Origin of the sequence: Thioclava arctica (genome assembly GCF_040892615.1) — a bacterium.
Lineage (GTDB): Bacteria > Pseudomonadota > Alphaproteobacteria > Rhodobacterales > Rhodobacteraceae > Thioclava > Thioclava arctica.
Genome location: NZ_JBFRYC010000005.1, coordinates 185195 through 209801, shown reverse-complemented (window position 1 = coordinate 209801; position 24607 = coordinate 185195). Strand labels below are relative to the sequence as shown.

At 60.0% G+C, this 24607-nt stretch carries 25 protein-coding genes, 2 tRNA genes and 1 pseudogene; 18 read left to right on the top strand and 10 right to left on the bottom strand.

The features are described 5' to 3' along the window. The first annotated feature begins 31 nt into the window (after nucleotides 1-31). Nucleotides 32-1030: an acetamidase/formamidase family protein gene (locus AB4874_RS10805; RefSeq protein WP_295537512.1), complete on the top strand. Its 999-nt coding sequence runs from the start codon at nucleotides 32-34 to the stop codon at nucleotides 1028-1030. A 242-nt stretch (nucleotides 1031-1272) separates the two neighbouring features. Further along, the gene (locus AB4874_RS10800) at nucleotides 1273-2826 is read left to right on the top strand and encodes an amidase (protein ID WP_368391986.1); all 1554 of its coding nucleotides are present in this window, start codon (nucleotides 1273-1275) and stop codon (nucleotides 2824-2826) included. Nucleotides 2827-3502: 676 nt separating this feature from the next. Here the strand turns inward: AB4874_RS10800 and AB4874_RS10795 are convergent. Beyond that, a pseudogene (locus AB4874_RS10795) lies at nucleotides 3503-4757 on the bottom strand (IS3 family transposase). Between the two features lie 180 nt (nucleotides 4758-4937). On the opposite strand from AB4874_RS10795, the gene AB4874_RS10790 reads away from it, so the two are divergent. The 4 genes from AB4874_RS10790 (at nucleotide 4938) to AB4874_RS10775 (ending at nucleotide 8666) form a co-directional block, all read left to right on the top strand. Beyond that, nucleotides 4938-5324 carry an antitoxin Xre/MbcA/ParS toxin-binding domain-containing protein gene (locus AB4874_RS10790; RefSeq protein WP_368391985.1) on the top strand — a complete coding sequence of 129 codons (387 nt, stop codon included), beginning with the start codon at nucleotides 4938-4940 and terminating at the stop codon, nucleotides 5322-5324. Nucleotides 5325-5507: 183 nt separating this feature from the next. Further along, nucleotides 5508-6893: a transposase gene (locus AB4874_RS10785; RefSeq protein ID WP_368391984.1), complete on the top strand. Its 1386-nt coding sequence runs from the start codon at nucleotides 5508-5510 to the stop codon at nucleotides 6891-6893. Between the two features lie 328 nt (nucleotides 6894-7221). Beyond that, nucleotides 7222-8064 carry a DUF6544 family protein gene (locus tag AB4874_RS10780; RefSeq protein ID WP_368391983.1) on the top strand — a complete coding sequence of 281 codons (843 nt, stop codon included), beginning with the start codon at nucleotides 7222-7224 and terminating at the stop codon, nucleotides 8062-8064. Beyond that, entirely contained in the window at nucleotides 8061-8666 is a 606-nt protein-coding gene (locus AB4874_RS10775) for a M23 family metallopeptidase (protein WP_368391982.1), read from the top strand. The genes AB4874_RS10780 and AB4874_RS10775 overlap by 4 nt, the downstream gene beginning before the upstream one ends. Before the next feature lie 6 nt (nucleotides 8667-8672). Here AB4874_RS10775 and AB4874_RS10770 read toward each other — a convergent pair whose 3' ends face one another. The 5 genes from AB4874_RS10770 to AB4874_RS10750 form a co-directional block, all read right to left on the bottom strand. Next, a complete protein-coding gene (locus AB4874_RS10770; protein WP_368391981.1) occupies nucleotides 8673-9482 on the bottom strand; it encodes a serine hydrolase domain-containing protein in 810 nt (269 codons plus the stop codon). Further along, a complete protein-coding gene (locus tag AB4874_RS10765; RefSeq protein ID WP_368391980.1) occupies nucleotides 9479-9703 on the bottom strand; it encodes a hypothetical protein in 225 nt (74 codons plus the stop codon). Before AB4874_RS10765 ends, AB4874_RS10770 begins: the two co-directional genes overlap by 4 nt. A gap of 5 nt (nucleotides 9704-9708) precedes the next feature. Next, nucleotides 9709-10563 (bottom strand): CPBP family intramembrane glutamic endopeptidase, encoded by an 855-nt coding sequence (locus AB4874_RS10760; protein ID WP_368391979.1) that lies wholly within the window; start codon nucleotides 10561-10563, stop codon nucleotides 9709-9711. A gap of 77 nt (nucleotides 10564-10640) precedes the next feature. Next, on the bottom strand, nucleotides 10641-11048 hold the full coding sequence (locus AB4874_RS10755; RefSeq protein ID WP_368391978.1) for a hypothetical protein: 408 nt from the start codon (nucleotides 11046-11048) through the stop codon (nucleotides 10641-10643). A 901-nt stretch (nucleotides 11049-11949) separates the two neighbouring features. Further along, nucleotides 11950-12024 (bottom strand) — tRNA-Thr (locus tag AB4874_RS10750). A 118-nt stretch (nucleotides 12025-12142) separates the two neighbouring features. Between AB4874_RS10750 and AB4874_RS10745 the strand changes: the two genes are divergently transcribed. The 11 genes from AB4874_RS10745 (at nucleotide 12143) to AB4874_RS10695 (ending at nucleotide 18939) form a co-directional block, all read left to right on the top strand. Then, complete coding sequence (locus AB4874_RS10745; RefSeq protein WP_295533037.1) at nucleotides 12143-12313, top strand: hypothetical protein; 171 nt, start codon at nucleotides 12143-12145, stop codon at nucleotides 12311-12313. Beyond that, nucleotides 12314-13582 carry a UDP-N-acetylglucosamine 1-carboxyvinyltransferase gene (gene murA / locus AB4874_RS10740; RefSeq protein ID WP_368391977.1) on the top strand — a complete coding sequence of 423 codons (1269 nt, stop codon included), beginning with the start codon at nucleotides 12314-12316 and terminating at the stop codon, nucleotides 13580-13582. 52 nt (nucleotides 13583-13634) lie between these two features. Then, entirely contained in the window at nucleotides 13635-14111 is a 477-nt protein-coding gene (locus AB4874_RS10735; RefSeq protein WP_295533035.1) for a DUF2948 family protein, read from the top strand. A 175-nt stretch (nucleotides 14112-14286) separates the two neighbouring features. Further along, a complete protein-coding gene (gene hisD, locus AB4874_RS10730) occupies nucleotides 14287-15597 on the top strand; it encodes a histidinol dehydrogenase (RefSeq protein ID WP_368391976.1) in 1311 nt (436 codons plus the stop codon). Continuing rightward, the gene (locus tag AB4874_RS10725) at nucleotides 15597-16073 is read left to right on the top strand and encodes a UPF0262 family protein (RefSeq protein ID WP_295533033.1); all 477 of its coding nucleotides are present in this window, start codon (nucleotides 15597-15599) and stop codon (nucleotides 16071-16073) included. Before hisD ends, AB4874_RS10725 begins: the two co-directional genes overlap by 1 nt. Before the next feature lie 3 nt (nucleotides 16074-16076). Then, on the top strand, nucleotides 16077-16529 hold the full coding sequence (locus AB4874_RS10720; protein WP_295533032.1) for an arsenate-mycothiol transferase ArsC: 453 nt from the start codon (nucleotides 16077-16079) through the stop codon (nucleotides 16527-16529). Between the two features lie 214 nt (nucleotides 16530-16743). Next, nucleotides 16744-16962, top strand: a complete 219-nt coding sequence (infA, locus tag AB4874_RS10715) for a translation initiation factor IF-1 (RefSeq protein ID WP_010397442.1) — start codon at nucleotides 16744-16746, stop codon at nucleotides 16960-16962. Between the two features lie 9 nt (nucleotides 16963-16971). Next, on the top strand, nucleotides 16972-17544 hold the full coding sequence (locus tag AB4874_RS10710) for a Maf family protein (RefSeq protein ID WP_295533031.1): 573 nt from the start codon (nucleotides 16972-16974) through the stop codon (nucleotides 17542-17544). Continuing rightward, complete coding sequence (locus tag AB4874_RS10705) at nucleotides 17541-18575, top strand: ribonuclease E/G (RefSeq protein WP_368391975.1); 1035 nt, start codon at nucleotides 17541-17543, stop codon at nucleotides 18573-18575. The genes AB4874_RS10710 and AB4874_RS10705 overlap by 4 nt, the downstream gene beginning before the upstream one ends. Continuing rightward, complete coding sequence (locus AB4874_RS10700; protein WP_295533029.1) at nucleotides 18572-18763, top strand: DNA gyrase inhibitor YacG; 192 nt, start codon at nucleotides 18572-18574, stop codon at nucleotides 18761-18763. The genes AB4874_RS10705 and AB4874_RS10700 overlap by 4 nt, the downstream gene beginning before the upstream one ends. Nucleotides 18764-18863: 100 nt before the next feature. Continuing rightward, a tRNA-Phe gene (locus AB4874_RS10695) sits at nucleotides 18864-18939 on the top strand. Between the two features lie 380 nt (nucleotides 18940-19319). Here AB4874_RS10695 and AB4874_RS10690 read toward each other — a convergent pair. The 3 genes from AB4874_RS10690 to AB4874_RS10680 form a co-directional block, all read right to left on the bottom strand. Beyond that, nucleotides 19320-20105 (bottom strand): ATP-binding cassette domain-containing protein, encoded by a 786-nt coding sequence (locus AB4874_RS10690; protein WP_295533028.1) that lies wholly within the window; start codon nucleotides 20103-20105, stop codon nucleotides 19320-19322. 1 nt (nucleotide 20106) lies between these two features. Next, complete coding sequence (locus AB4874_RS10685; protein WP_368391974.1) at nucleotides 20107-21228, bottom strand: ABC transporter permease; 1122 nt, start codon at nucleotides 21226-21228, stop codon at nucleotides 20107-20109. 79 nt (nucleotides 21229-21307) lie between these two features. Next, nucleotides 21308-22258 carry a sugar ABC transporter substrate-binding protein gene (locus AB4874_RS10680; protein WP_295533026.1) on the bottom strand — a complete coding sequence of 317 codons (951 nt, stop codon included), beginning with the start codon at nucleotides 22256-22258 and terminating at the stop codon, nucleotides 21308-21310. A gap of 187 nt (nucleotides 22259-22445) precedes the next feature. On the opposite strand from AB4874_RS10680, the gene AB4874_RS10675 reads away from it, so the two are divergent. Next, nucleotides 22446-23444 (top strand): LacI family DNA-binding transcriptional regulator, encoded by a 999-nt coding sequence (locus tag AB4874_RS10675; RefSeq protein WP_295533025.1) that lies wholly within the window; start codon nucleotides 22446-22448, stop codon nucleotides 23442-23444. On the opposite strand, the gene AB4874_RS10670 is transcribed toward AB4874_RS10675, so the two are convergent. Further along, nucleotides 23441-24598, bottom strand: coding sequence for a Gfo/Idh/MocA family protein (locus AB4874_RS10670; protein WP_368391973.1), 1158 nt, complete (start codon nucleotides 24596-24598; stop codon nucleotides 23441-23443). The two genes, AB4874_RS10675 and AB4874_RS10670, sit on opposite strands and share 4 nt — an antisense overlap. Between the last annotated feature and the right edge of the window lie 9 nt (nucleotides 24599-24607).

Genomic DNA, 24607 nt, shown 5'->3' with positions numbered 1-24607 from the left:
CTAAGAGAATATTAAATGAAGGGAGCAACTTATGAGCTGGTTTGACGAATCCATCATGGCGCGCAAGGGCGTCGCAAAGGGTCAGGCGCTGACGACGCGCACGATTACCGAAGACGAGCAAGGGAGCTATCCCTATATCTACACCGCCGGGATTGATCCGGTCTTGACGATCGACCCTGGCACCGTGGTCAGCGCCGAGACCCATGACGCCTTTGAGGGCGCGATCCAGAATGAAACGGATGTTCCCACAGAGATCTTGAATTTTCCGTTCCTGAACCCGCAAAACGGCCCGATCTACGTCAACGGCGCCGAAAAAGGCGATACCATCGCGGTCTATATCGAAAGCATCGTGCCGCGCGGGCCGCAGCCGCGGGGAACCACGGTCATCATGCCCGAATTTGGTGGACTGGTGCCGACTTTTGAAACGGCGTTGCTGACTCAGCCGCTGCCGGAGGTGGTGCGCAAGCTCGACATCACCGTTGAGGGTGGCACGAAATGGAATGACAAGATCAGTCTGCCATACGAGCCCTTCATCGGCACGATCGGGACGGCTCCTGAGGCCGAAGCGATCTCATCGCTTGTGCCTGATTATTATGGCGGGAACATGGACATGCCCGACGTGGCGCCTGGGGCGGTGGTCTATCTGCCGGTGCAGACCAAGGGCGGCTACCTGTTTCTTGGGGACTGCCACGCTGCGCAGGGCGATGGCGAACTTTGCGGTGTCGCGATTGAACATCCGACCGTGACCACCGTCCGTATCGATCTGATCAAGAATTGGACGATCCGCAGCCCGCGTCTGGAGAACGAGAAGTTTTACATGACGGTCGGGTCGGCACGCCCAATGGAGGATGCCGCGCGCGGTGCCTACCGCGAGTTGATCCGGTGGATGGCTGCCGATTTTGGCTTTGACGAAATCGATGCCTACATGCTGCTCACGCAATGTGGACGGGTGCGCGTGGGTAATATGGTTGACCCGAAATATTCGGTTGGAGCCTCGGTTCTGAAGTCGATCATCGGCATCTCGAAGTAATACATCGGCCGCACCCGATGCCCTTCGACGCTGCGGCCAGTGTGTTCGGCCGTCCTCGCATTTAGGGACGCGTTCCAAATGTGAGGACGGTATTTTTCCCGTCTTTTGTCTGCCGGACAAAATGAACCTGCCTGCGAGACCTGTCCTGTTGTTGGTCTGTGCCTCGCAATTCAAAACTGCTGTCCGGTGCGCGACCGGGCCTATGCGGTGGCACGCTGGCCACTGGACCAGGAGAGTATTCAATGACTAACACGCCTTCGACTGACATCGCCCCAAATGTCCCCAAACTTGAGACTTTGAGCGTCACCTCGATAAAAGACGGCCTCATGTCTGGCCGCTTCACTGCCGAGGATATAGCCAAAGCGTGCATCGCACAGATCAAGGCGCTCAACGGCAAATATAATGCGATAATTTTTGAAAATTACGCCGCCGCACTCGAAACTGCGCGCGACATCGACCGTCGTCGTGCAGCCGGAGAACCACTGGGCTCAATGGCCGGTGTGCCTGTAGTCGTGAAGGACCCGATGGATATGAAAGGGTTCCCGACTACGGCTGGTTGGAGGCTGCTATGTTCAAAGACCGGCGGTGTAGATCTGATGCCCGAACGCGACAGTCCTGTTGTGGCCCGGATGCGCGCTGCAGATGCGATCATCCTAGGTAAAACAAACGTTCCGATCCTAAGTTGGACTGGGACACATGCTAATGACAGTTGGGCGGGGCCCACTATAAACCCAGCAATCGAAGATCGTGCTCCAGGTGGATCAAGCGCAGGCACAGCCGCAGCAGTTGCCACCCATATGTGCGTGCTAGGCTTGGCCGAAGAAACTGGTGGTTCGATCCAGAATCCGGCATCGGCCCAAGGGCTTGTAGGGATAAAGCCGACGATCGGACTGGTGCCCAATGCTGGCGTAGTTCCGCTCTCGGGTAACCGCGATGTGGTGGGGCCGATCGCTCGCACTGTGATTGATGCAGCGCTGGGGCTTGATGTGTTAGCGGGTTTCACCACCGAGGATCCAAAGACGTTGGCTTCCGTCGATAAAATTCCTAAGGGCGGTTACACAGCAGGGCTATCGACGGACGGGCTTATAGGAAAGCGATTGGGGCTTTACGGGCTGGGTTGGCGCAAAAACGCACTGTCGCAGGAAGCATCAGAACTTTACGAACGCGCTAAGGCCGAGCTTGAAGAGTTGGGCGCAATTTTGATCGAAGATCCGTTCGCGGATACTGATTTTGCCTCGTATCGTCAGATTACTCTGGGCACTCCGTTCTTTGATGGGCGCGGGCTGGAATCTCTGCCGTATGACATGACGCAATATCTGCGTCGGCTAGGGCCAGATGCCGCACTCAAAACATGGGAAGAATTTGTTGCCGCCACCGAGGCAGAGAACCCGTTGGCCAAAGGGGCAATCTTGGGCTTCCTCAATGAATTACCCGATTTTCTTGAGGCGGTGAAATCTCCTACAACGCCTCCCGCGCTTCCTGAATTTACCGCGCTAAAGCGCGCTTATCTTCTGTTGATCCAAGAGGTCTTTGCGCACCATAAACTTGACGCTTTGGTCTATCCGCAAATGCTCCAAGAATTGCCGGGTTTACATTCCGGCGATGCGATTCTTGAAACTACAGTGGGAGAGCTGAATATTGCGGGGATACCCGGCATAACCGTGCCAGCGGGGTATTACGCCTCGGGTGCCCCGTTTGAATTGATATTCCTTGGCCAGCAGTGGAGCGAAGCAACCTTAATCAAATGCGCATACGCATACGAGCAAGGAACGCAGCATCGCCAATCAGCGATCTAGGGTCAGGCTTCCTAGCCAGAACGTGACGAAGGCAGCCAAAGCGCAGGCCGACAAGAATATCGTCGGAAAGCCCACGGTTTCTTACGATTGCATCAGAAAGGTTAAGTGGCAGGGCGCGCGAGAGAGCCGCCCTGCCATTGCGATCTCGGTATCAACACAGTCGGCCCGGCAGCCGTCAGCATCTGAGGGCCGCGGATTTCGGGGTGCGAAACGTTCTCAGGGCATCAATCCGAAGACCTTTCAGGTTGCAGACTTTCACGCCGCTCCGTGAGCGGTTTTTGTTCCGCCGTTGACGGACTTTCCTGCGCAACCGGCCATTACACTCGCACAAAAATTCGCGTTTTATCACTGCGAAACAATAGTTTGACGCCTGCGCCGTAAAATTCTGAATTGACTTCAACCCGCGCCCGAACTATCCAGCGCGCACTATGACACTCAGTAATCGGCATATTCAGCGCGCAATACGCGCCATCTGAACCCCATCTTGGGGGCCGGTCACGACTGTCTAAATCCAGCAGCTTTGACGCAATCATGCCGGGCCTTTGCCTGCGGTCCTCCAGGTTTTCCAACCATAGGAGACCTCCATGTCTATCATCACATCCCTTCATACGCACGCCCCCTGCCGCACCATCGCACGCTGTTTTGCGCAATCCGATCAGGAGCGGTATCGTCATGGCTAGCCTTTCAAATGACCGCATGGCGGTTCTGCCGCCCACGCTGGATGTGCCGCGTGTCGAAGACATGGAGACCCGCTTTCTGGCGTTTTGGCGCGCAACGCGGCCCACGCCGAGATCACGATGCGGGCATGGGTCAGGTTGTGGAACATGGTCTCGTTGAGCAGCTCGTCGCGCATCCGCCCGTTGAAACTCTCCACGAAACCGTTCTGCATCCATTGCGCAGCAATGGCCCGATAGGGGGCTTTCCCGGCGCAATGTAGTGCCACTCGACCTTGGTCTCGGAACACCACCGCAGGATGGCGTTCGAGGTCAGTTCCGTCCCATTGTCTGAGACAATCATGCCGGGCTTCCCACGGCGCTCAATCAGGGCCGAAAGTTCACGGGCAACACGCCGCCCCGAGATCGAGGCGTCCGGGATCGCAGCCAGGCATTCGCGCGTAACGTCATCGACCACGTTGAACACCCGGAAGCGCTGTCCATTCGCGAATTGGTCGTGAACGAAATCCAGCGAACCCGTCGACCGGCAGGCGATTGCAAGGCAATCGCCGAGAGGGGGCGCGCATTGGCGCGGGCTTCGACCAGGATCGGCACCCGTGTGCCCACGGCTTTGCGCCGTGCCCGCCGCTTGCGCACAGTCAATCCCTCTTCGCGGTAGAGCCGATAGATCCGGTTGATGCCGGAAGCCTCGCCTTCGCGGCGAAGCAGAACGAACAGCCGCCCCCTCTCGGGCCATTGCTGCGCAATGCCCTGCCGGGCAAGTGGATAGCCGAACCGCCGACGCTCATTGGCCAGCTCACGCAGCCGACCACGCAGCACCGTGTCCGGCGCACGGCTCGCGACCGGTAGCGGATCATCTTGCGATCTGCCCCGACAATCTGGCACGCCCGCCGTTCCGAGAGCCCGAGCAAGGACCTCAGATGCGCGACCGCTTCGCGCTTCACGCATTCGCCATTGTCACTCGGACCAATGGCGTGACATGGCTCATCGTCACCACTTTTTTGCGACGAGTTTCTTCATCGCCGCTAGGTCCAGCATCTGCTCGGCTAGCAGCTTCTTGAGCCTGGCGTTCTCATCCTCGAGCGCCTTCAGCCGCTTCGCCTCCGACACCGTCATGCCGCCGAACTTGGCTTTCCAGTTATAGAAAGTGCCCTCCGACATTCCGTGCTTGCGGCACAGATCGGCGCACTTCGCACCCGCCTCATGCTCCGACAGGATGCCGATGATCTGTTCGTCCGTAAATCTCGTTCGCTTCATTGTCCGTCCTCAAGTTGGATCGGACTCTAATCGATGGTGGAGGAAAAATCCCGTGGCAGGTCACGGCCCATGCGGGTTTCAGATACGGTTACGCATTGAATCGCTCTTCGAACATGATAGCGAATTGATCACCGACCCAGTCGTGTCGAAGTGAAAACAACCTGCTTGCGGAGAGAGCGGATGGAGATCGAAGGTAACAGCTTTTCTCATGTGGAGATCGAAGTGTGCCTGAAGGCATATTCGCGCCTTGCGCGCGCATGGGGCCTGTCGGAGCGCGAAGCATCTGGTCTCCTTGGAATGCCTGAGCCAGTTCGGAGCACCCCACAGGAGCCGGGCGATGCCCCATCTCTGACAGAGGATCAACTCCTTCGCCTTTCTGCTGTGCTCGGGATCTACGAGGCGCTTGAACTCTATTTCTCCAAGCCGCTCGCGCGCACTTGGATGACGCGGCCCAACACCGGGCCGCTGTTTCTCGGCGCGCGCCCGATTGATGTGGCAATCAGAGGAGGCTCGGAAGAGATCCTGGAGATCCGGAAATATCTCAATGCTTGCCTTGCCGGGGCGTGAGGAGTGGCCCGCACAGTCAGCGGATGGTGCCAGTTCAATACCGCCAGTGAGCGTATCCGGTCCGAGGGGCTTCGGGGCGCTTGGACTATATGGGTAATTCAGGGCGAATTTTGTTGAAAAACTCTTGTTGATTTGATCGCCAGTCGCTGATTCAATTTCCCTTATTCTGTGGGGGGAGCTGCGATGTTGGGGCCGAAGCAAGAGGCGCAAGGCGCACTGTTCTACGAGTTTTCAATTGAGGATCACGTCCCGCAGGACCACCTGCTGCGTTCCATCGACCGTTTTGTTGATTTGACCGAAATACGTGCCTACCTCGCGGAGTTCTACAGCCACACGGGGCGGCCATCCGTCGATCCCGAACTTCTGATCCGTATGCTGTTGGTCGGCTATTGCTTCGGCATCCGGTCTGAGCGACGGCTCTGCGAAGAGGTGCATCTGAACCTTGCTTACCGGTGGTTCTGCCGCCTCGACCTGAGTGATCGGGTCCCGGATCACTCGACATTTTCCAAGAACCGTCACGGTCGTTTTCGCGATAGCGAACTGCTGCGGCATCTGTTCGAAACAACCGTCGCGCGTTGCATCGCCGAAGGTCTGGTCAGCGGCCAGCGCATGGCGGTCGACGCCAGCCTGATCGAGGCGGATGCGAACAAGCAGAACTCGACGCCGAAGGAAGACTGGGATGCATCGACGATCAACTCGACCGACGCACCCCGCGCGGTGCGCGAGTATCTCGACACGCTGGACGAGGCCGCCTTTGGCGCCGCCAGCGAGGTCCAGCCCAAGTTCACCTCGCATTCGGACCCGGCCAGCCAGTGGACAGCGGCGCGGAAAGGGCCTGCTTTCTTTAGCTATTCCGACAATTACCTGATCGACACAGATCACGGTGTTATCTTGGACGTGGAACCCACCCGATCCATCCGGCAAGCCGAGGTTGGATCAACAAAAACCATGCTGACGCGGGTGAAAGACAAGTTCGGCTTGGTCCCTGACTGGATGATCGCCGACACTGCCTATGGCTCAGGCCCAATGCTTGGCTGGCTCGTAGATCGCAAGATCGATCCTTACATCCCGGTGATCGACAAGGCCGGACGCCCCGATGGCACTTGGACACGCACAGATTTCGACTGGGATGCAGAGAATGATCAATACATCTGCCCTGAGGGGCACGCGCTCAAGCCGTTCCGCCGCAATTATTCCGATCCGAACCGGGGCCCGACCGGCAAGGGCCGCGCGAAGTATCGTGCTCTGAAACTGACCTGCCAAGTTTGCCCATCCAAGCCGAAATGCTGCCCCAACGCCGACGCCAGGTCTATCACCCGTGAAGAACACGAAGATGCCCGCCAAGTTGCCAGGGATTTGGCCAAAACTGATGAATACATGATTGCGATGAAGCTCCGAAAAAAGGTCGAAATGCTCTTCGCCCATCTGAAACGCATTCTCGGCCTCGGTCGGCTCCGATTACGTGGGCCATACGGTGCAAATGACGAATTCCTGCTCGCCGCCACCGCCCAAAACCTCCGCAAACTGGCCAAGATCTTTCCTGCACCGCAGCAAACACGCAAAGCCTGATAAGAAAGGCGCTCGCCGTGAATTCAGAACGGCTATTTCTGCGCTCGCGAACGGGTGTTTTTCAACAGAATCGGCGGGAAGCGGACGTTCGCTGCGATATGCGCGAATGTCCGGGCTCGTCAATTTACGACAGCGATAGGGCGTTGCGCTCGTCTCCGCAGAGCTGTCTGAATTGGAGATCGAAAGGCGATGCAGAAACCAATGAGCTCTGCGTTGCATTTCGCCAGGATACGGACGCACGTCGCCGTATCGGGTTTGACCCACGTCATTGCACCGGATGCATCCTTGGAAGTAGCGAGTGTCAGGAACGTGAAAGAGACTGATCACAATGAAATTCGTCGCCGTTGGAATTCTGCTCATTCTATTGCTCGTGCTCCTGGGACTGGCGCTTCTGCAGGCTCTGGATCGACGGGCTGACCGTGCCGAGTGGAACAGGCTGGAGGCCCTGCAGCCGGACGACCCTGTTCCTTTTTCAAACGAAATGGTGGCCGATCTACCGGAACCAGCGCGTCGTTTTTTTGCCTACACCATCCAGCCGGGAACGCCGCTTCTACCAGTGGCCACCATCGAGATGACAGGGCAGTTCAGTCTTGGGTCTAAGGCCGCTCCGCGCTATCAACCGATGGAAGCGCATCAGATCCTCGCCGCACCCGAAGGGTTCGTCTGGGCTATGCGCACGACAGCGGGCTTGCCGCTTTCTGGCTCGGATACTGGGCGATGGACGCGGTTTCGGATCCTCGGCTTGGTTCCCGTCGCGCGCTTGGGTGGTAATTCAGATCATACCCGTTCTGCATATGGTCGTTATGTAGCTGAGTCTATGATCTGGGCGCCAGCTGCTCTTCTTCCCGGGCCAAATGTGACATGGACGCTAGTTGACGATGACACAGCCCGCGTCACCGTCCGACATGGCGAACTCAGCCAGTCGGTGGATGTAACCGTCGACAGCGAAGGCAAGCCGACTGTCGTCACTTTTGAGCGTTGGAGCAACGCCAACCCGGATAAAAAACACCGATTGCAACCTTTCGGTGCAATCATGTCAGATTTTCGAAACGTCAGCGGATACCGCCTGCCGTTTCGCGTTGAGGCTGGGAACATGTTCGGCACCGACGACTACTTTCCCTTCTTCGTTGCCGACGTCTCCGAGATCCGATTCCCAAGAGGCGCGCCATGACGGCCATGATCCTTGCGGTTCAGGTCGCGTTGCCGCTGGCAATGCTTGCTTGGCTGGCCTTCCTGCCGGCGGGCAGCCTTGCAGGCTTCGCGCTGCAGGCAACAGGCATTGGGGCCTTCCTGTTCGCGCTCGCCAAGGTCGCGCAATGGGCCGTTCCCGTCTGGTGGCTACCTTGGGTCTACAGTGGTCTCTGGCTGGGACTGATCTTAGTCTGGCCATTGAGAAAGAACCTGCGCAATCTTGCGCTGCTGCCCGCCGGGCTGTCGGGTTGGATGTTTGTCGTTCCTTCGGTTGTGCTCCTTAGTGTCGGCGGATGGTATGGTGCGCGAGCGCTGGCGGGGCGCAGCTTGCCGTCGGTGGAGGTCGTCTTGGCGCATATGCGGCATGGCCAGGTGAACGTCGTGCCCGGCGACGTGCTGGCACAAGGCGACCGCCTAGGCGAAGTCGGCAACTCCGGTGCGAGCACGGAGCCGCACCTGCACATCCATGCGCAACGTCCCGCCCCGGAGGGCACAGCGCCGATCTCCGGCGAACCGCTGGCCCTGCGCTTCAATGGTCGCTTTCTTGTGCGGAACGACCGGCTGACGGGGCTGGGCTGGTGAGGTCTGTCATCGGGCAGCGGCAGCCTGTTGTCGGCGCTCCGCCCCTAACGCAAACGCGGCCAGACCGAGGCCAGCAAGGCAGGAGGCCGCGCCGAGCCATAGCCAGAGGCTGGGCAGGATCGAGAACGGGATCAGGTAACCCTGCGCTGATGCCCAGAGCGGCCAGAGGATCAGGGGTGCGGAAATCACGCCAGCGCCGATCCTGACGATGCGCGGGCGCGACCGGCCACGAAGCGCTATCCAAAACGCAACGGCCGTCAACGTGGTAAGAACAACGATCGAGATCCGCGCTGCCGTCTCTGCCCAGAGCACGCGCGCCATCCCCACCGGCGCAACGCCGAGGCTCTCGGACCAATCCCGCAGGATTGCCGCAAAGAGCGGGCAGCTGCGCTGGCTGTTCGAGAGGATCACGATGCCGTCGCCGGTCACCTCCTCGATCACCAGCCCGAGCAGGATATAGCCGGTATCACTGTAGGCCCAGCCAGCGTCTGCGGCGAACAGGGGCGCGCGACCGGTCACGAAATCCAGCAGTTCCTCGGGGGGGAATCTACGCTTGCCGGCCGCGATCCGTGCCGCCGCGGCGGTCTGGAATGTCGGCAGGTGCGGGTGATCCGGTAGGCCGGACTGGTGGCGCAGCAGGTGCCCGATGGTGATGGTCTCGGCATTGGGCAGCTTGGTGGACCACGTGCGGTCGCCAAGATGATCGGCCAGCAGGTCCGCCCGCGAAAGACGTCCCTCGCTTTCGAGCGCGAGAACGGTGTCGGCGACGAAGGTCTTGCCGATGCTCGCCGCGAGCATCCGGTTTTCGGGTGTCATGACCATCCGGCCTCGACATCCGCGAAGCCCGTCGCCGCGGTCGCGAGCGTTCCGTCGGGCAGGACAATGGCGGCAGTTGCGCCGGGGACACCGTAGCGGGAGCGGAACGCGTCGAGAGTGTCGGACAAACTGACCGTCAGGCTCGTTGCGCCGTCCGCCGCTGCGGCACCTACCATCACAGGAAATAGAACCGTTGCGATCAAAGCGAGGATGATCCGCATGGCGCTCAGCCCGCCGTTAGCGGCGCTGCACGGGCCGGGGTCGGTATGACCTCGGTCACGGCGCCCTTACGGCTTAGCATGGTCTTCCGGTTCCACCAGACAACGATTGCCGCGACACCTACGAGGAGCCAGGTGTCCCATGGCTGGGCGTCGGGCCAGAACGGGTTGATGAGTTGCCAGTGGAAAAGCATCGGCCAAAGCAGGCTACCCCCCGTCCGGTTAAAGATCGGCGTTACGAGCACGGCGAGGACCACGTTGCCCAGAAAGAAAGGCAGGAAATGCCACCCGCCAAACACCGTGCCGGAAAGGTAGAATGCGGGAAAATGCCAAAAGCCCCAGGTCACGCCGATCAGCAGTCCTGCCCAGAGCGGGGCCATGTGGCGCTGGAGCAGAGGCTGCAGGACGCCGCGCCAGCCGAACTCCTCCATAGGGCCGAGAAAGAGCATCATGGCCATGACCGCGAGGATAGGGCTGGCCCCCTCAGGCGGAAGCGGCGCCAGCACGGGGCCGCCCTTGATCAGGGACCCGGCGACGAAGACCAGCGGCAGGCCGATCAAGACAAAAGCCCCCCATCCCGCCGACACGCGCCAGAGCAGCAGCCGCGACAGGAAGCGTCGCAGCCCGGATGCGCCGCCATGAGAGAGGACGAGCACGAAAGCCGCGATCGCCGGCGCCCAAGTTGCGAGAAAGAAGAGCGGGTGTGATCCGCTGATCGCGCCGAACCAGCTGGATGCTTGCTCGGGGGCGAGCACGTAGATCCCAATCACGCTCCAGGTGATGAGAAAAGTCAGTGCAAGAAAGTAGAGGGTCGCGCGGAACGGAAGTCGCGCGCCTGCGCCGTCATGCCGGGGCGAATTCATGAGAATCTCCGCTGAATAAATCGAAGAACACCTTGTGACACTCTCGATGATTAGCTGGAGCGGCGCCGTGATGCAAATCAACCTGCGTCGCTTCCATTGCCGGTAAGCACGCCTATGGCTGCAGTCCTGTCCAGCTTTTGCCAGCCTCGGAATTTACCGACTGCTGACAGCCTACAACGACGACTGATCCCTTTATGCTGGGTGTCCGCGTATCCTGGTAGTGGATCGACCGAGACAGAAACATCTCCATGAGAAAACTTGAGAGTGGCAATAAAGCTCGCGACGCCCCTGAGTCCTCTAATTGCGAGACTCTTTGCCTTTTCTACGTTGCTCAGACGCAGCAGGGCGGTTTTGGCTGCGATGGTGAATTGACGCGCGAAATCATCCTTTTCTGGATCTTCAATGCGAAGCGCGAGGAACCCTTCGTCCTTGGCGATTCGATTAAGCGGGACGTTCTTCCCGGTCCCTCGAAGCCAGATCAGCATAAGGTTTCTTGCAGGTCACCCCTGGAGTGCTCGCTGCATGGAAACGGTCGCATCATGGATGATACTGTCGCGCCCCGACAACTCCGGCGGGGGTGTTCCCGCATCAGGAGCGAATGGATTCCTAACTTCGTCCAATGTCTTCATCCTTCTTTGACGTTCTCTGAGCATCAACAAAGAAACTCAGAGAACGTCAAAGAAATCTGAAGAGCGGTTCTCGGATCAGAGAAGCTGCCCCTTCCCCCGAAATTGTTTTCGAGACATTGCTCACCTGTGTTCTCCCTTAGGGTTTCCACAAGAGCCTTGTCGCAAAAGCAATTTTTGCCCTTTGGGGCCAGCACAGGTGATTATTTCAACATTTACCGTCAGGGGCTGGCTTAAGACCTCGGGCGCGCGGTGGGTGAGAAACTGGCGCAAGGCCACAATGCTCTCTATTTGGTTCAGCGGGGAAACGTGCCACGCCCACCCTTTAGGGTCCGCTTCCGAGCCTCATGTAGCCGGAAGTGGACCTGATGCGTCCAGACAGTTTGATCCGCCTCCAAACCTAATTCCTCAATCATCGCATTATGCATGAAGAGTTTCTGAGTCCTGCATAAAGCCGTCAATGGCAAGTCTTCTCAAAACCGGATCATCGCGGACGCATTAAAATGGGCGATTTGGTCACGATAGAAGTCCTTAATGTTATTTTCCATGAGCACAGCTCCGGCGCGCCCACGATCCAAGCTGCAATGATCTCTCCGTGTCTGTGATCGGGAAGGCTTCGATTATCGTAGAACGGCTTCTGCGGAAAGATTGGGTCTCACCATTTGAGATAAATCGAACAAAAAATTACCACGCGGCAATCCGATCTCTCCCCGCAATACGCGACCTTCTCGAAAATGTATATTGATTTTAAGGGCTTGGGTGGTGCTGTGAGAGAGGATTGAACTCTCGACCTCTCCCTTACCAAGGGAGTGCTCTACCACTGAGCTACCACAGCGCCGTTACAGCGTCGTTTCCGACCGTGGGCGGGGATTTAGACGCAATCGCGCCATGGTGCAAGGGCAAATCTGCCCTCTCTCTCGACAGGATTTGCCTTGCAGGGTAAACGAGGCGCCATGACACAGGATTATAGCGAAACGTCCGGGGCCAAGCGCGCACCCAAACCCAGCCGGGAAGAGCGCCTGGCCGAGGCCTTGCGCGCCAACCTACAAAAGCGCAAGGCACAGGCGCGCGCGCGCAAGAACGATGCGGCGACGTCGCAAAATGATAAGAACGAGGGCAGTTGAATGGACAGTATCATCGTGCGCGGCAGTGGCCCGCTCAAGGGGCAAATTCCGATCGCGGGGGCCAAGAATGCCTGTTTGGCGCTGATGCCGGCCACGTTGCTCAGTGAAGAGCCGCTGACGCTGACCAACGCGCCGCGCCTCAGCGATATCCGCACGATGACCGAATTGCTGGCCTCTCTCGGCGCCGAGGTGACGGCACTGCAAGAGGGCAAGGTGCTGGCCGCTTCGTGCCATGGCGAGATCAATCCGGTCGCCGATTACGACATCGTGCGCAAGATGCGCGCCTCGAATCTAGTGCTTGGGCCGTTGCTGGCGCGGCTGGGCCATGCGGTGGTGTCCCTGCCCGGTGGTTGCGCGATCGGCGCGCGTCCGATGGATATTCACGTCGATGCGCTGACCGCCTTGGGGGCACAGATTGAGTTGCGCGACGGTTATCTGCACGCCAAAACGCAAGGCGGGCTGAAAGGCGCGGTGCATGAAATGCGCTTTGCCTCGGTGGGCGCGACGGAAAACTTCTTGATGGCGGCCACGTTGGCGAAGGGCACCTCGGTGCTGAAAAATGCCGCTCGCGAACCCGAGATTGTCGATCTGGCCGATTGCCTGCGGGCGATGGGCGCACAAATTGAGGGCGACGGCACCGGAACGATCGAAATTCAGGGCGTGGACAGGCTGCACGGCGCAACCCACCCGGTGGTCGCTGATCGGATTGAACTGGGCACCTATATGCTCGCCCCCGCAATCTGCGGCGGCGAGGTGGAATGTCTTGGCGGACGAATCGAACTGATCGAAAGTTTCTGCGAGCGTCTCGATGCCGCGGGCGTTTCGGTCGAGCAGACCAAAGCGGGCATCAAGGTGAGTCGTAAGAACGGTCGAATCCGCGCCGTCGATGTGGTGACCGAGCCCTTCCCCGGCTTCCCCACCGATTTGCAGGCGCAGATGATGGCGCTTTTATGTACCGCCGAAGGCACCAGCGTTCTGGAAGAAAAGATCTTCGAGAATCGCTTCATGCACGCCCCCGAACTGCTGCGCATGGGCGCGAATATCGAGGTGCATGGCGGTCACGCAACAGTGCATGGCGTCGACAAGCTGCGCGGCGCGCGGGTGATGGCGACGGATTTGCGTGCCTCGGTTTCGCTGATTCTCGCAGGGTTGGCGGCAGAAGGCGAAACGATGGTCAGCCGGGTCTATCACCTCGATCGCGGCTATGAGAGAGTTGAAGACAAGCTCAGCGCGGTCGGTGCACATATCGAGCGAGTTAAAGGCGAGTGATCGTTTCGCGCAGGTGAAACGTGAAACTGCCGCAGCGCATAAAGGGAACATCATGGTAGATGCGAAATTCGACGAGGGTGGCGAAGGCGCAATATCCCTGCGCGCCGAAACGCAGGCCGATCTGTCGGTAATGGCCGCATTGGTGCAAGACGCCGTTCTGCCGATCACCGAGATCGTGTGGGAGGCCAAAGCACGCCGGTTGGCATTGCTGATCAATCGCTTTCGTTGGGAAGACAAGGCACAGGCCGAGGCCGAAGGACGCCCCTACGAACGCGTGCGCGCGCTTCTCGTGGTCTCTGATGTCACCCATGTCGCGAGTCAGGGAATTGATCGCGGCGATCAAGACGTCGTGCTCTCGCTCCTTGATATCGCCTTTGAGCCTGCGCAAGACGGGGCGGGACGGGTCGTTTTCACGCTGGCTGGCGATGGGGCAATTGCGGCCGATGTCGAATGTCTCGATGTCGATTTGCGCGATGTCGAACGCCCCTACCGCGCCCCCTCGGGCAAAGCGCCGCGTCATCCTGACTGACACCGGTTTCATCTAGCTCGAAATACTCCCGCCGGAGGCTCCCGAACCTTCTGCTGGACGCTCCGCGGGGAGTATTTCGAGCCAGATGAAACGCGAAAACACCCCGAAAGCCGGAGCGGCGCTTGCGGGGGCGGGCCAGACTGTCTAATTCCGATGGCGGACAAGGAGTCGAGTGATGGTGCAGTTTCTTGACACGCGCGCGGAGGGGTTTGAGGCCCGCTTCACCGAGCTTTTGGGCATGAAGCGTGAAGACAGCCCTGATGTCGACGCGGTTGTGGCCGCTATTATCGCGGATGTGCGTGCGCGCGGCGATGCGGCGTTGATTGAGTTGACGGCGAAATTCGACCGTCTTGATCTGACGGATGAAACGCTGGCGTTTTCGCCTGACGAGATTGCCGCGCAGATTGCCAAGGTCCCTGCGGCCGAGCGCGCCGCGCTGGAACTCGCCGCAGAACGCATCCGCGCCTATCACGCCCGCCAAATGCCCGAGGATCAGCGCTGGACCGATGCCGCTGGCGCGGAATTGGGCTGGCGCTGGGGTCCGGTCAGCGCGGCGGGACTGTATGTGCCCGGCGGATTGGCAAGCTATCCGTCCTCGGTTCTGATGAATGCAATTCCCGCCAAGGTGGCCGGGGTAAAACGGCTGGTCGTTGCCTGCCCGACGCCCGGCGGGGTGGTTAATCCGCTGGTGTTGCTGGCGGCGCAGATCGCGGGCGTCGATACCGTTTATCGGGTGGGCGGCGCGCAGGCGATTGCGGCCCTGGCCTATGGCACTGAAACCATCGTGCCGGTGGATAAGATCACCGGGCCGGGCAATGCTTTTGTTGCGGCAGCCAAGCGGCGGGTCTTTGGACGTGTCGGCATCGACATGATCGCGGGGCCGTCGGAAATTCTGGTGATCGCGGATGGCACAGGCGATCCCGACTGGATCGCGCTTGACCTGCTTAGCCAAGCCGAACATGACGAAAGCGCGCAAGCGATCTTGATCACCACCGATGCCGCCTTTGGCCAAGCGGTGACGAAGGCCGTCGAGGCGCGCCTGCAAACGCTGGAGCGGCGCAAGATCGCGGGCGCAAGCTGGCGCGATTTCGGCGCGGTGATCGTGGCGCGCGATCTGGACGAGGCGGCAACTTTGTCAAATAGGGTTGCACCCGAACATCTGGAGCTATGCGTCGCCGACCCAGATGCGCTGGCCGAACAGATCACCCATGCCGGCGCGATCTTCCTAGGCGCCTATACCCCCGAGGCGATCGGCGATTATATCGGCGGGCCAAACCATGTTCTGCCCACGGCGCGTTCGGCGCGGTTTTCCAGCGGCTTGTCGGTGCTGGACTTCCTCAAACGCACCACGCTGGCCAAAATGACGCCCGGTGCGCTCAAGGCGATTGGCCCGGCGGCCGAGACATTGGCGATTTCGGAAAGCCTCGAGGCGCATGGGTTGAGTGTGCGCGCGCGTCTGGATGCGCTCAACAAAGGAGATCGCTGATGGCCCGGATCAGCCAGCTTGTGCTGGACACTGGCGGCTTGCCCGCCCCCTCGCCCGAGATCGAGCAAGAGCGCAAAGTCGCGGTCTATGACCTGCTTGAGGATAACAGCTTTATCCTGCCCGGTCGCGATGGACAGCCCGCACCGTCCGGGCCCTTTGCACTGAACCTTGGGGTACGCGACCGGCGGCTGGTGTTTGATACGCAAACCGAGACGGGGGTTAAAGTTGCCGAATTTCACCTGTCATTTGGCCCGTTTCGCCAAGCGGTGAAGGACTATTTCCAGATCTGCGAAAGCTATTTCGAAGCCGTTAAGAAACTGCCGCCCAGCCAGATTGAGGCGATCGACATGGCGCGCCGGGGCATTCACAACGAAGGGGCGCGGATCTTGCAAGAGCGCCTTGAAGGCAAGGTCGAGCTCGATATCGATACCGCGCGTCGATTATTCACCCTTGTCGCTGTTCTGGCGCCGAGGTAACGGATGGGCGATCTTCCCTCCTCGGTGCTTTTTGCCTGCGACCATAATGCGACACGCTCGCCAATGGCTGAAGGCATGATGAAGAAATTCTACGGCACCGATGTTTACGTCCAATCCGTGGGCGTGAAGGCGGATCTTGAGATCGACGGTTTCACTATCGCGGTAATGTCCGAGATCGGGGTCGATCTGGTGCGGCATCGGTCGCGCTCGTTTAGCGAATTGCAGGAATGGGGCGATGATCTGTCGGCGTTTGATCTGGTCGTCGCGCTTTCACCAGCGTCTCAGCGTCAAGCATTAGAATTCACGCGGTTTTTCCACCTTGATGTGGAATATTGGCCGATTCTTGACCCCACCGGCATTGGCGAGAGTCGCGACGCCAAACTGGCGGCTTATCGTGACACACGCGACCAGATCAGAGGCCACTTGGTTGCCAGGTTTGGCGCGCCCAGGCTGTAAGCTGCGACTCAGGTGCGTTTCAGGCCGATCTGCCACAGCCCTTGCGCCCGCAAACCCCTGTCTGTGCAGGCTCTGGGGTGCAATTCTCACCCAAATGGTCAACTCCGTGAGGGAAAAGCCCGCTCCTGCTAGACATTACGCTTGAAATTTTGCGCTTGCGGGCGCATTTAACGCTCGCCCGCACAATCTGCGGGTTTTCAAATACGGAGTGACCATGGCCAAGGAAGAAATGCTCGAATTTCCCGGTGTCGTTAAGGAACTCCTGCCTAACGCGACATTTCGGGTCGAGCTGGAAAACGGCCATGAGATCATCGCGCATATGGCAGGCAAAATGCGCAAGAACCGCATCCGCGTTCTTGCAGGCGACAAGGTACAGGTGGAAATGAACACCTATGACCTGACGAAGGGTCGCATCAACTACCGTTTCAAGTAAGCGGATCTGTTGAAACTTATTCTGGGATCGGCAAGTCCGCGTCGGCGGGAGCTTTTGGCCCAATTGGGTCTGGAGCCTGCCGCCCTGCGCCCTGCCGAAATCGACGAGACCCCCGCCAAGGGGGAGTCGCCGCGCGATTATGTGACGCGCATGGCGCGCGAAAAGGCGATGGCGCTTGAGATGGCCGCTGATGAGGTGATCCTGAGTGCCGATACCACCGTGACCTGTGGCCGCCGCATTCTGGGCAAACCCGATGACGAAAAGCAGGCGGCAGAGTTTCTGTGGCTCCTGTCGGGTCGACGTCATCATGTACTGACAGCGATCGCTGTGCGCAGCGCGTCTGGCCTGCGCGAGCGGCTGGTCGATACCGTGGTCAAGTTCAAACCGCTCAGCAATGAAGACGTGAATGGCTATCTGGCCAGTGGCGAATGGCGTGGCAAGGCGGGTGGCTATGCCATTCAGGGCCTTGGCGGGGCGTTCGTGCCGTGGCTGCAAGGCAGCTACACGGGCGTCGTCGGCCTGCCATTAAGCGAAACCGCAACATTGTTGGCCGCTGCTGGCATCAAGGGAGAATGGGCATGATTGGACGGGTCATTCTGCTGGATCAAATCGCGGGCCGTGAGGCGGCTGCGTTGATGGTGGATGGGCAGCTGGAAGATTTGCTGATTGATCCGGGCGTGGCGCTGGCCCCCGGCGCGATCTGTCGTGGCGTGATCGGGCGCCAGATGAAGGGGCAAGGCGGAGTGTTCGTCGATCTACCCCAAGGCGCGCGCGGCTTTCTGCGCGAGGTAAAGGGATTGAGCCCGGGCCAAACCGTGATCGTTCAGGTCTCGGGCGGGAGCGAGCCCGGCAAGGCGCTGCCCGTCACGCTGCGGGTCTTGTTCAAATCGCGCCACGCGATTGTCACCCCCGGCGCGCCCGGACTGAATATCTCACGCCGAATTCGCGACGAAGACTTACGCGCCAGCCTGCAATCTCTGGCCGAGGCGGAGATGTCGGGCGCGCAGGCCGGGTTGATCCTGCGCTCGGTTGCTGCGCATGCCGACGCGACTGACATCGCCGAGGATATCGCTGCGATGCGCACCCTGTCCGAGGCTGTGATGGCCGATCTCTCAGGCGCGCCGGAATTGCTTGTCGATGCGCCCAGCCCGCATGAAGAGGCGTGGCGCGACTGGGCTGATCCGGCACCAGATGAGGTGGTTGAGGGCGGCTTTGACGATCATGGCGCGACCGACGCGATCGAGGCGCTGTTACAGCCGCGCGTCGAATTGGACTGGGGCGCGCATATGATGATCGAACCCACCCGCGCACTGATTGCTGTGGATGTGAATACTGGTAATGATACGTCGCCGGCAGCGGGGCTCAAGGCCAATATCGCCGCCGCGCGGGCCCTGCCGCGCCAGTTGCGCCTGCGTGGGCTGGGAGGGCAGGTCACCGTCGATTTCGCCCCAATGCCCAAACGCGATCGCCAGCCGCTTGAACAACAGCTACGCACCTCGTTCAAAGGCGAGGCCGAGGCCTCGTTGGCCGGCTGGACACCGCTTGGAAATTTCGAGTTGCAGCGCAAGCGCGACCGTGTTGCTCTAAGCTCTCTGCTGGGAGATGTGGTGTGAGCTGTCCGATCTGCGCGAAAGAATCTGATCCGAAATACCGCCCGTTCTGCTCAAAACGCTGCGCGGATGTGGATTTGGCGCGTTGGCTGAACGGATCTTACGTCATTCCCGGCGACGCCGTCGAGGAAGAAGAACACGCGCCCATCAATCCAGACGACTTGCAGGGCGGCGCGCAAAAGCCGCACTAACCGGCCCCCCGGCACTCGCGTTCATTTTTCTGACAAATCCCTCTGGACAGCTTCCCCGCCCTGATTTAGTAACCGCCCAGCAAGGCCGTAAGGCCAGAGTGCCCGAATAGCTCAGTTGGTAGAGCAGCGGATTGAAAATCCGCGTGTCGGTGGTTCGAGTCCGCCTTCGGGCACCACTTAAATTCCTAAAAATAGAAAATACTTATCTGCTCACTGAGCCGGGTTTTAGCGTTTGGTCGTCGAAAGCCCCTTTGGGGCATACAGGGGCGTATTTTCCGAAACCTAGTCGTCGAGCCTTTTGTCGCAGGATGCGGGCGTTGCAGGCGAATCTTTCGGAAAGGTCGCCTCACCGATGGACCCAAGCTGGAGCAGCTTGAGAAATGCAGAAACCCGCATGGCACCCGGCGCATTCCTGAACGGTTTTTCGATCCTCAGGTGAGAAGAGAGCTTGGGCCTAATCGGCTCCGGTCGGTCGCGCAGGTGCTTGGATAGGGCTTTGAAGGAACCGGGCCGGACTTACCTTAGGCTTTAACGCGAACGACGAAAGCGCTCGCCCTCAGACGGTGCCACCAAGGCTGCCTTCCAGCTCAACCAGTTCCTGACCGCCAGCCATGAGATCCTGCAACTCCTCGGGCGTGATCTGACCGCGCTGCGCGGTGCCCAAGGTCTTGCCGCGATTAAGCACGGTAAAGCGATCCGCCACCGCCATCGCGTGGCGCACGTTATGGGTGATGAACACCACCGCGATGCCTTGCTTGCGCACCTTGTCGATGGTCGAAAGCACATTCGCAGTCTGGCGCACCCCAAGCGCCGAGGTCGGCTCATCCAATATCAGCACCTTCGCGCCGAAATGCACCGCGCGCGCAATCGCCACCGTCTGGCGCTCGCCGCCTGACAGCGTGCCCACTGCCTGATCGGGTCCGCGCAGGTTGATGCCCATGCGGCGCATCTCTTCCATGGTCACCGAATTGGCGTGCTCATGGTCAAAAAATTTGAGCGGCCCAACCTTGCGCAAAGGCTCGTTTCCCATAAAGAAATTGCGACTGACCGACATTAACGGGATCATCGCAAGGTCTTGGTAGACGGTCGCGATTCCCGCATTGATCGCATCGCGCGGGCGGTCGAAGTGTAGCGGTTTGCCCTCGAACAGGATCTCGCCCTTGGTGGGCTTATGCACCCCGGACATGGTCTTGATGAAGGTCGATTTGCCCGCGCCGTTATCGCCCAGCAGGCAATGACATTCGCCGGGAAAGACCTCAAGCGAGACCCCGGCCAGCGCGATCACCGAGCCGAAATGCTTTTCGATATTCTTCATCTGGATGATGGGAGCATGCGGGTTCATTTTATCTCTCCCCGGTAATCAGGCGACGGACATAGGTGTTCAGGATCACCGCGCACAGCAGAATGACGCCCAGAAACACCCGGAATAGTGAGCTTTCGACACCGGCAAAGAACAGCCCCTGCTGCACGACGCCAAAGATCAGCGCACCAAGCGCGGCACCGATGACGCTGCCATAGCCACCCGTCAGAAGGGCGCCGCCAATCACCACGGCGATGATCGCCTCGAATTCTTTCAGCAAGCCGCGATCCGCCCCGGCCGAGCCGAACTCCATCACTTGGCAAGTGGCAAAGACGGTGGCGCAGAAGGCGGTAAACATGAACATCAAAATCTTGACGCGGTTCACCGGCACACCGGCATAGCGCGCTGCTTGCGCATCGCCGCCACTGGCAAATATCCAGTTGCCGAACCGCGTGCGCGTCAGCACGATATGACCGATCACCACCAGAACCAGCGCCCAGACGATCAGCATCGGCACGCCATCGACAACCGGCTGGCCCTTGCGCAGGCCGCGATCAAAGGTGGCGATCAGCCCGGCATTGCCCAGCCAAGTAAACAGACCCGTGAGGATCTTGCCGCCAAACACCGCCGCGAGCCAATCGCCTTGGGCGACCTCGGAAACGCCGCCGATGATGGTCTTGCGCTCAATCGTTTGGGGGAAATAAATCGTAAAGCCGCGCAGGATGAACAGCGAGGCCAGCGTCACGATAAAACTGGGCAGCCCGGTGCGCACCACGATAAAGCCGTTGAGCGCCCCAATCGCCAGCGCCAGCACAAAGGTCACGAGAATCGCCAGCCAGACCGGCCAGCCCAACGTGACAGAGAACATCGCGATCATCATGCCCGAAAAGCCGATCATCGACCCCACGGAGAGGTCGAACTCGCCCGCGATCATCAGCAGGCAGGCGCCCACCGCAATAATCATGAATTGCGCCGAGACCTGGCTCCAGTTCATGATGCCTTGGCTTTTGAACATGCCGCTATCAAAGGCGAAAACCGCGAACAGGGCAAAGACGACGATGGTGCCAACGATGCCGCCGAGTTCGGGGCGGATCAGGGCTTCGCGCAGACGCGAGCGCGACTTGATCCTCTCGTCATCGGGCAATTGGGTGTGGGCGTGTGACATGGCGCGTTGAGGCTCCGAGAAAGAGAAAAGAGAGAGGGGGCGGCCAATGCGCAACGACCGCCCCCGGATTCACATCAGATCAGCGGTACTCGCCGGCGAATTTCTCGACCATTTCCAAGCCATCGGCGGTCACAAAGCCGGGGCCGGAGTTGATATTATTGCCGGGCAGAACGCCGTAGCGGTGATAGTTCGTCATCACGACCACCGGCAGATAGGCCTGCAAGAAGGGCTGCTGGTCGATGCCCCAATTGATGATGCCTGCCTTGATCGCCTTAACGATTTCCTCACCCAGATCGAACGTGCCGAAATAGATGTCGCCCGCCATGCCGTTCTCTTCCAGCGCCTGAATGGTCGGGTCTGCAGAGGTCGGGCCAAGCGTCAGCACGGCATCGGTATCGGGATTGGCCGAAAGATAGGCCAGCACCTTGTTTTTGATCTCGGACGGGTCTTGCCCGGAATCGATCATCTGGTTGCCCAGTTCGACCCCCAGCCCATCGGCAAAGCCCTGGCAGCGTTCGGTCGAGGAGGGCGAGCTGATATAGTGGTTCACGCAGAGAAAGCTTTTCACGCCATCGGCCTTGGCACGCTGCCCGGCTGCGAGCCCTGCGTCATATTCCGGTTGGCCGACATACATCAGCGCGCCCAGATCGCGCGCCTGCTGGGGCGTACCGGAATTGATGATAACCACATCAATACCTGAATCTACGGCATTACGGATTGGTCCCGAAAGCACGTCGTAATCGGCCAAGGTGGTGATGATGCCGGTCGGGTGCGAGGCGGCGGCCTGCTCGATGATGCGCGCCATATCGGCCAAGTCACCCGTCGGCGGGTTGCGATATTCGACCTGCACATCCATCTGCTTGCCCGCCAGAGCAAGGCCATTCTTGATCGTGTTCCACCAGCTGTCGCTGTCGGGGGCGTGACTGACGAGAATGTATTTCTCACCCTCTGCCGAGGCCGTAGTGGCCGCCATCAGGGGCGCTGCTGCGACAACAGCCGCCAGCGCCAGATGTTTCATCAGTGACGTCATGATTTCCTCCCAAAAATTGACTGTCTCCCGGCAAATGCGCGTCTCGCCTTTGCCCCTCCGAGTCGGAGTAAAGCATGTCGGCATCATTTTTGCAACCGGTTGCAAAAATGATCGCGCTCTTTCAAGCTGTGCAGAGTTGCGATACGCGCTAGAAACCGCGCAACACGCGAAAAGGGAGCAGACCGGAATGGCCGTTACGTTGAAAGAGGTTGCACAACGCGCCGGGGTTTCGCGCTCGGCGGTGTCGCGCGTGTTCACGCAAGGGGCCTCGGTTTCGGACAAGATGCGGCGCAAGGTCGAGAAGGCAGCGCGCGAACTGGGCTATAGCCCCAACGCGCTGGCCTCGTCGCTGACCACCGGGCGCACCAAGCTGATCGGGCTGGTGTCGAACAACTTTCACAACCCGATCTTTCTGGAAGTGTTCGACCTGTTCACTCGCGGCCTACAAGATCGCGGCTTGCGCCCGCTTTTGGTGAATCTTTCGGATGAGACCGACCCCGAGGCCTCGGTGCGCATGTTGCGGCAATATTCGGTCGATGGGGTGGTGGTAGCGTCCTCCACCTTGCCGCCCGGCTTTGCCAAGGCGTTTCGCGATGTCGGCATTCCGGTGGTGCATGCGTTCGGGCGGGCCTCGGCGGCACCGCAGGTGCATGTCGTGGGGATCGACAACGTGGAATGCGGGCGGATGGCGGCGCGCACGCTGATCGCGCATGGCTATCGCGATGTCGCCTTTCTAGGCGGGCCCGAAGGAGCGACCTCAACGCAGGATCGCTATAGCGGCTTCATGACCGAACTTTCGGCGCATCGCGCGATCAAGACCAGCTATTCCTTTGCCGACGACTATTCGTTTGACGCAGGTCGGCGCGAAATGCTGCGCCTGCTGCGTGCACGCCCTGCCGAGGCCTATTTCTGCGGCGATGACGTCCTATCCATCGGTGTGCTGTCCGCGATCCGCGAAAGCGGGCTGGATGTGCCCGGCGATATCGGGATCATCGGGCTCAACGACATGGAAATGGCGCGCTGGGAGAACATCAACCTCACGACGATCCGCCAGCCGATCCGCCAGATCATCGCCTCCACGATTGAACTCATGGTGGCGATGCTGAACGAACCCGACCGCTATCCAGAGGCGCGAATCTTCCCCTGCAGCGTGATTGAGCGAGCGACATTGCGCCCGCTCACTTAGCGAAACATCGGCGGGCGTGCATCGACCCAGACACCCTCGGCGTGACCGCTTTGCGCCACCGCAAACACCGCCGCCATCGAGCGTAGGCCATCTTCGGCGCGCGGATATAGGTTAGCTGCGGGGTCCATCCTACGGCCCTCTTTCTCGGCGCGGATGGCCTCGGCCAGATCGGCATAGATATTGGCGAAGGCAAGCGGCATCCCCTCGGCATGGCCAATCGTGACGCGGCTGGTGCGATCGGCCTCGGGGGACAGATTGGCCTCTCCGCGTTCGATCACCTGCAGACGCTCGCCCAAGGGCATCCAATACAGCTGGTTGGGCTGTTCCTGCGCCCACCGCAAACCGCCCTTCTCGCCAAAGACTTGCAAGGTCAGCCCGTGCTGACGCCCGATCGCGATCGAGCTGGTCCAGAGCCGCCCGACCGCGCCCCCGTCAAAGCGCAGATTGACCATCGCGTCATCTTCGAGCGTGCGGCTGGCAATGCAGCTGACCGTATCAGCCGAGAGCATCCGCGCCTCTTGTCCGATCACGAAGCTCGCCATGTGCAGCGCGTGAATACCGCAATCGGCAAACTGCGCCGACACGCCCGCCTGCGCGGGATCATAGCGCCAGCGCACCCGCGGATTGTCGGCATCGGCGGCATCGGCGTGATGGCCATGGGCGAACTCGGCCTTGACCAGACGGATTTGCCCCAGATCGCCGCGCGCCACCATCGCGCGCATGTGGCGCACCAGCGAATAGCCGCTATAGCCGTAATTCACCGCGCAGATTTTGCCGGTCTCGCGCGCGAGGTTGACGATCTCTTCGCCTTGCTCGACCGTCATCGTCATCGGCTTTTCGCACAGCACGTGAAAGCCCGCTTCGAGAAACCCTTTGGTGATTTCGAAATGCGTCGCGTTGGGGGTGGCGACGGTGACCAGATCGACGCGGTCTTCGCGCCCGCGCTCGCCCTCCAGCATCTCGCGCCAATCTCCATAGGCGCGATCGGCGGCCAGTCCCAGCCGCTGCCCATACTCACGCCCGGCCTCGGGGCGATGATCCAGCGCACCCGCGCTGAACTCGAACGCCCCATCCAGCCCTGCGCCAAGGCGGTGCGCTGGCCCGATCTGGCTGCCTTCGCCGCCCCCGATCATGCCCCATTTCAGTTTTGCCATCACGCGCGC

Bases quoted from the DNA above. Each gene is read 5' to 3' on its own strand.
- AB4874_RS10775 (WP_368391982.1), top strand. From the start codon at position 8,061: ATGACGGCCATGATCCTTGCGGTTCAGGTCGCGTTGCCGCTGGCAATG.
- AB4874_RS10805 (WP_295537512.1), top strand. From the start codon at position 32: ATGAGCTGGTTTGACGAATCCATCATGGCGCGCAAGGGCGTCGCAAAG.
- hisD (WP_368391976.1), top strand. From the start codon at position 14,287: ATGGTGCAGTTTCTTGACACGCGCGCGGAGGGGTTTGAGGCCCGCTTC.
- AB4874_RS10760 (WP_368391979.1), bottom strand. From the start codon at position 10,563: ATGAATTCGCCCCGGCATGACGGCGCAGGCGCGCGACTTCCGTTCCGC.
- AB4874_RS10780 (WP_368391983.1), top strand. From the start codon at position 7,222: ATGAAATTCGTCGCCGTTGGAATTCTGCTCATTCTATTGCTCGTGCTC.
- AB4874_RS10680 (WP_295533026.1), bottom strand. From the start codon at position 22,258: ATGACGTCACTGATGAAACATCTGGCGCTGGCGGCTGTTGTCGCAGCA.
- AB4874_RS10675 (WP_295533025.1), top strand. From the start codon at position 22,446: ATGGCCGTTACGTTGAAAGAGGTTGCACAACGCGCCGGGGTTTCGCGC.
- AB4874_RS10685 (WP_368391974.1), bottom strand. From the start codon at position 21,228: ATGTCACACGCCCACACCCAATTGCCCGATGACGAGAGGATCAAGTCG.
- AB4874_RS10800 (WP_368391986.1), top strand. From the start codon at position 1,273: ATGACTAACACGCCTTCGACTGACATCGCCCCAAATGTCCCCAAACTT.
- AB4874_RS10725 (WP_295533033.1), top strand. From the start codon at position 15,597: ATGGCCCGGATCAGCCAGCTTGTGCTGGACACTGGCGGCTTGCCCGCC.
- AB4874_RS10770 (WP_368391981.1), bottom strand. From the start codon at position 9,482: ATGACACCCGAAAACCGGATGCTCGCGGCGAGCATCGGCAAGACCTTC.
- infA (WP_010397442.1), top strand. From the start codon at position 16,744: ATGGCCAAGGAAGAAATGCTCGAATTTCCCGGTGTCGTTAAGGAACTC.
- AB4874_RS10745 (WP_295533037.1), top strand. From the start codon at position 12,143: ATGACACAGGATTATAGCGAAACGTCCGGGGCCAAGCGCGCACCCAAA.
- AB4874_RS10765 (WP_368391980.1), bottom strand. From the start codon at position 9,703: ATGCGGATCATCCTCGCTTTGATCGCAACGGTTCTATTTCCTGTGATG.
- AB4874_RS10720 (WP_295533032.1), top strand. From the start codon at position 16,077: ATGGGCGATCTTCCCTCCTCGGTGCTTTTTGCCTGCGACCATAATGCG.
- AB4874_RS10755 (WP_368391978.1), bottom strand. From the start codon at position 11,048: ATGCTGATCTGGCTTCGAGGGACCGGGAAGAACGTCCCGCTTAATCGA.
- AB4874_RS10785 (WP_368391984.1), top strand. From the start codon at position 5,508: ATGTTGGGGCCGAAGCAAGAGGCGCAAGGCGCACTGTTCTACGAGTTT.
- AB4874_RS10670 (WP_368391973.1), bottom strand. From the start codon at position 24,598: ATGGCAAAACTGAAATGGGGCATGATCGGGGGCGGCGAAGGCAGCCAG.
- AB4874_RS10735 (WP_295533035.1), top strand. From the start codon at position 13,635: ATGGTAGATGCGAAATTCGACGAGGGTGGCGAAGGCGCAATATCCCTG.
- AB4874_RS10790 (WP_368391985.1), top strand. From the start codon at position 4,938: ATGGAGATCGAAGGTAACAGCTTTTCTCATGTGGAGATCGAAGTGTGC.
- AB4874_RS10690 (WP_295533028.1), bottom strand. From the start codon at position 20,105: ATGAACCCGCATGCTCCCATCATCCAGATGAAGAATATCGAAAAGCAT.
- murA (WP_368391977.1), top strand. From the start codon at position 12,314: ATGGACAGTATCATCGTGCGCGGCAGTGGCCCGCTCAAGGGGCAAATT.
- AB4874_RS10705 (WP_368391975.1), top strand. From the start codon at position 17,541: ATGATTGGACGGGTCATTCTGCTGGATCAAATCGCGGGCCGTGAGGCG.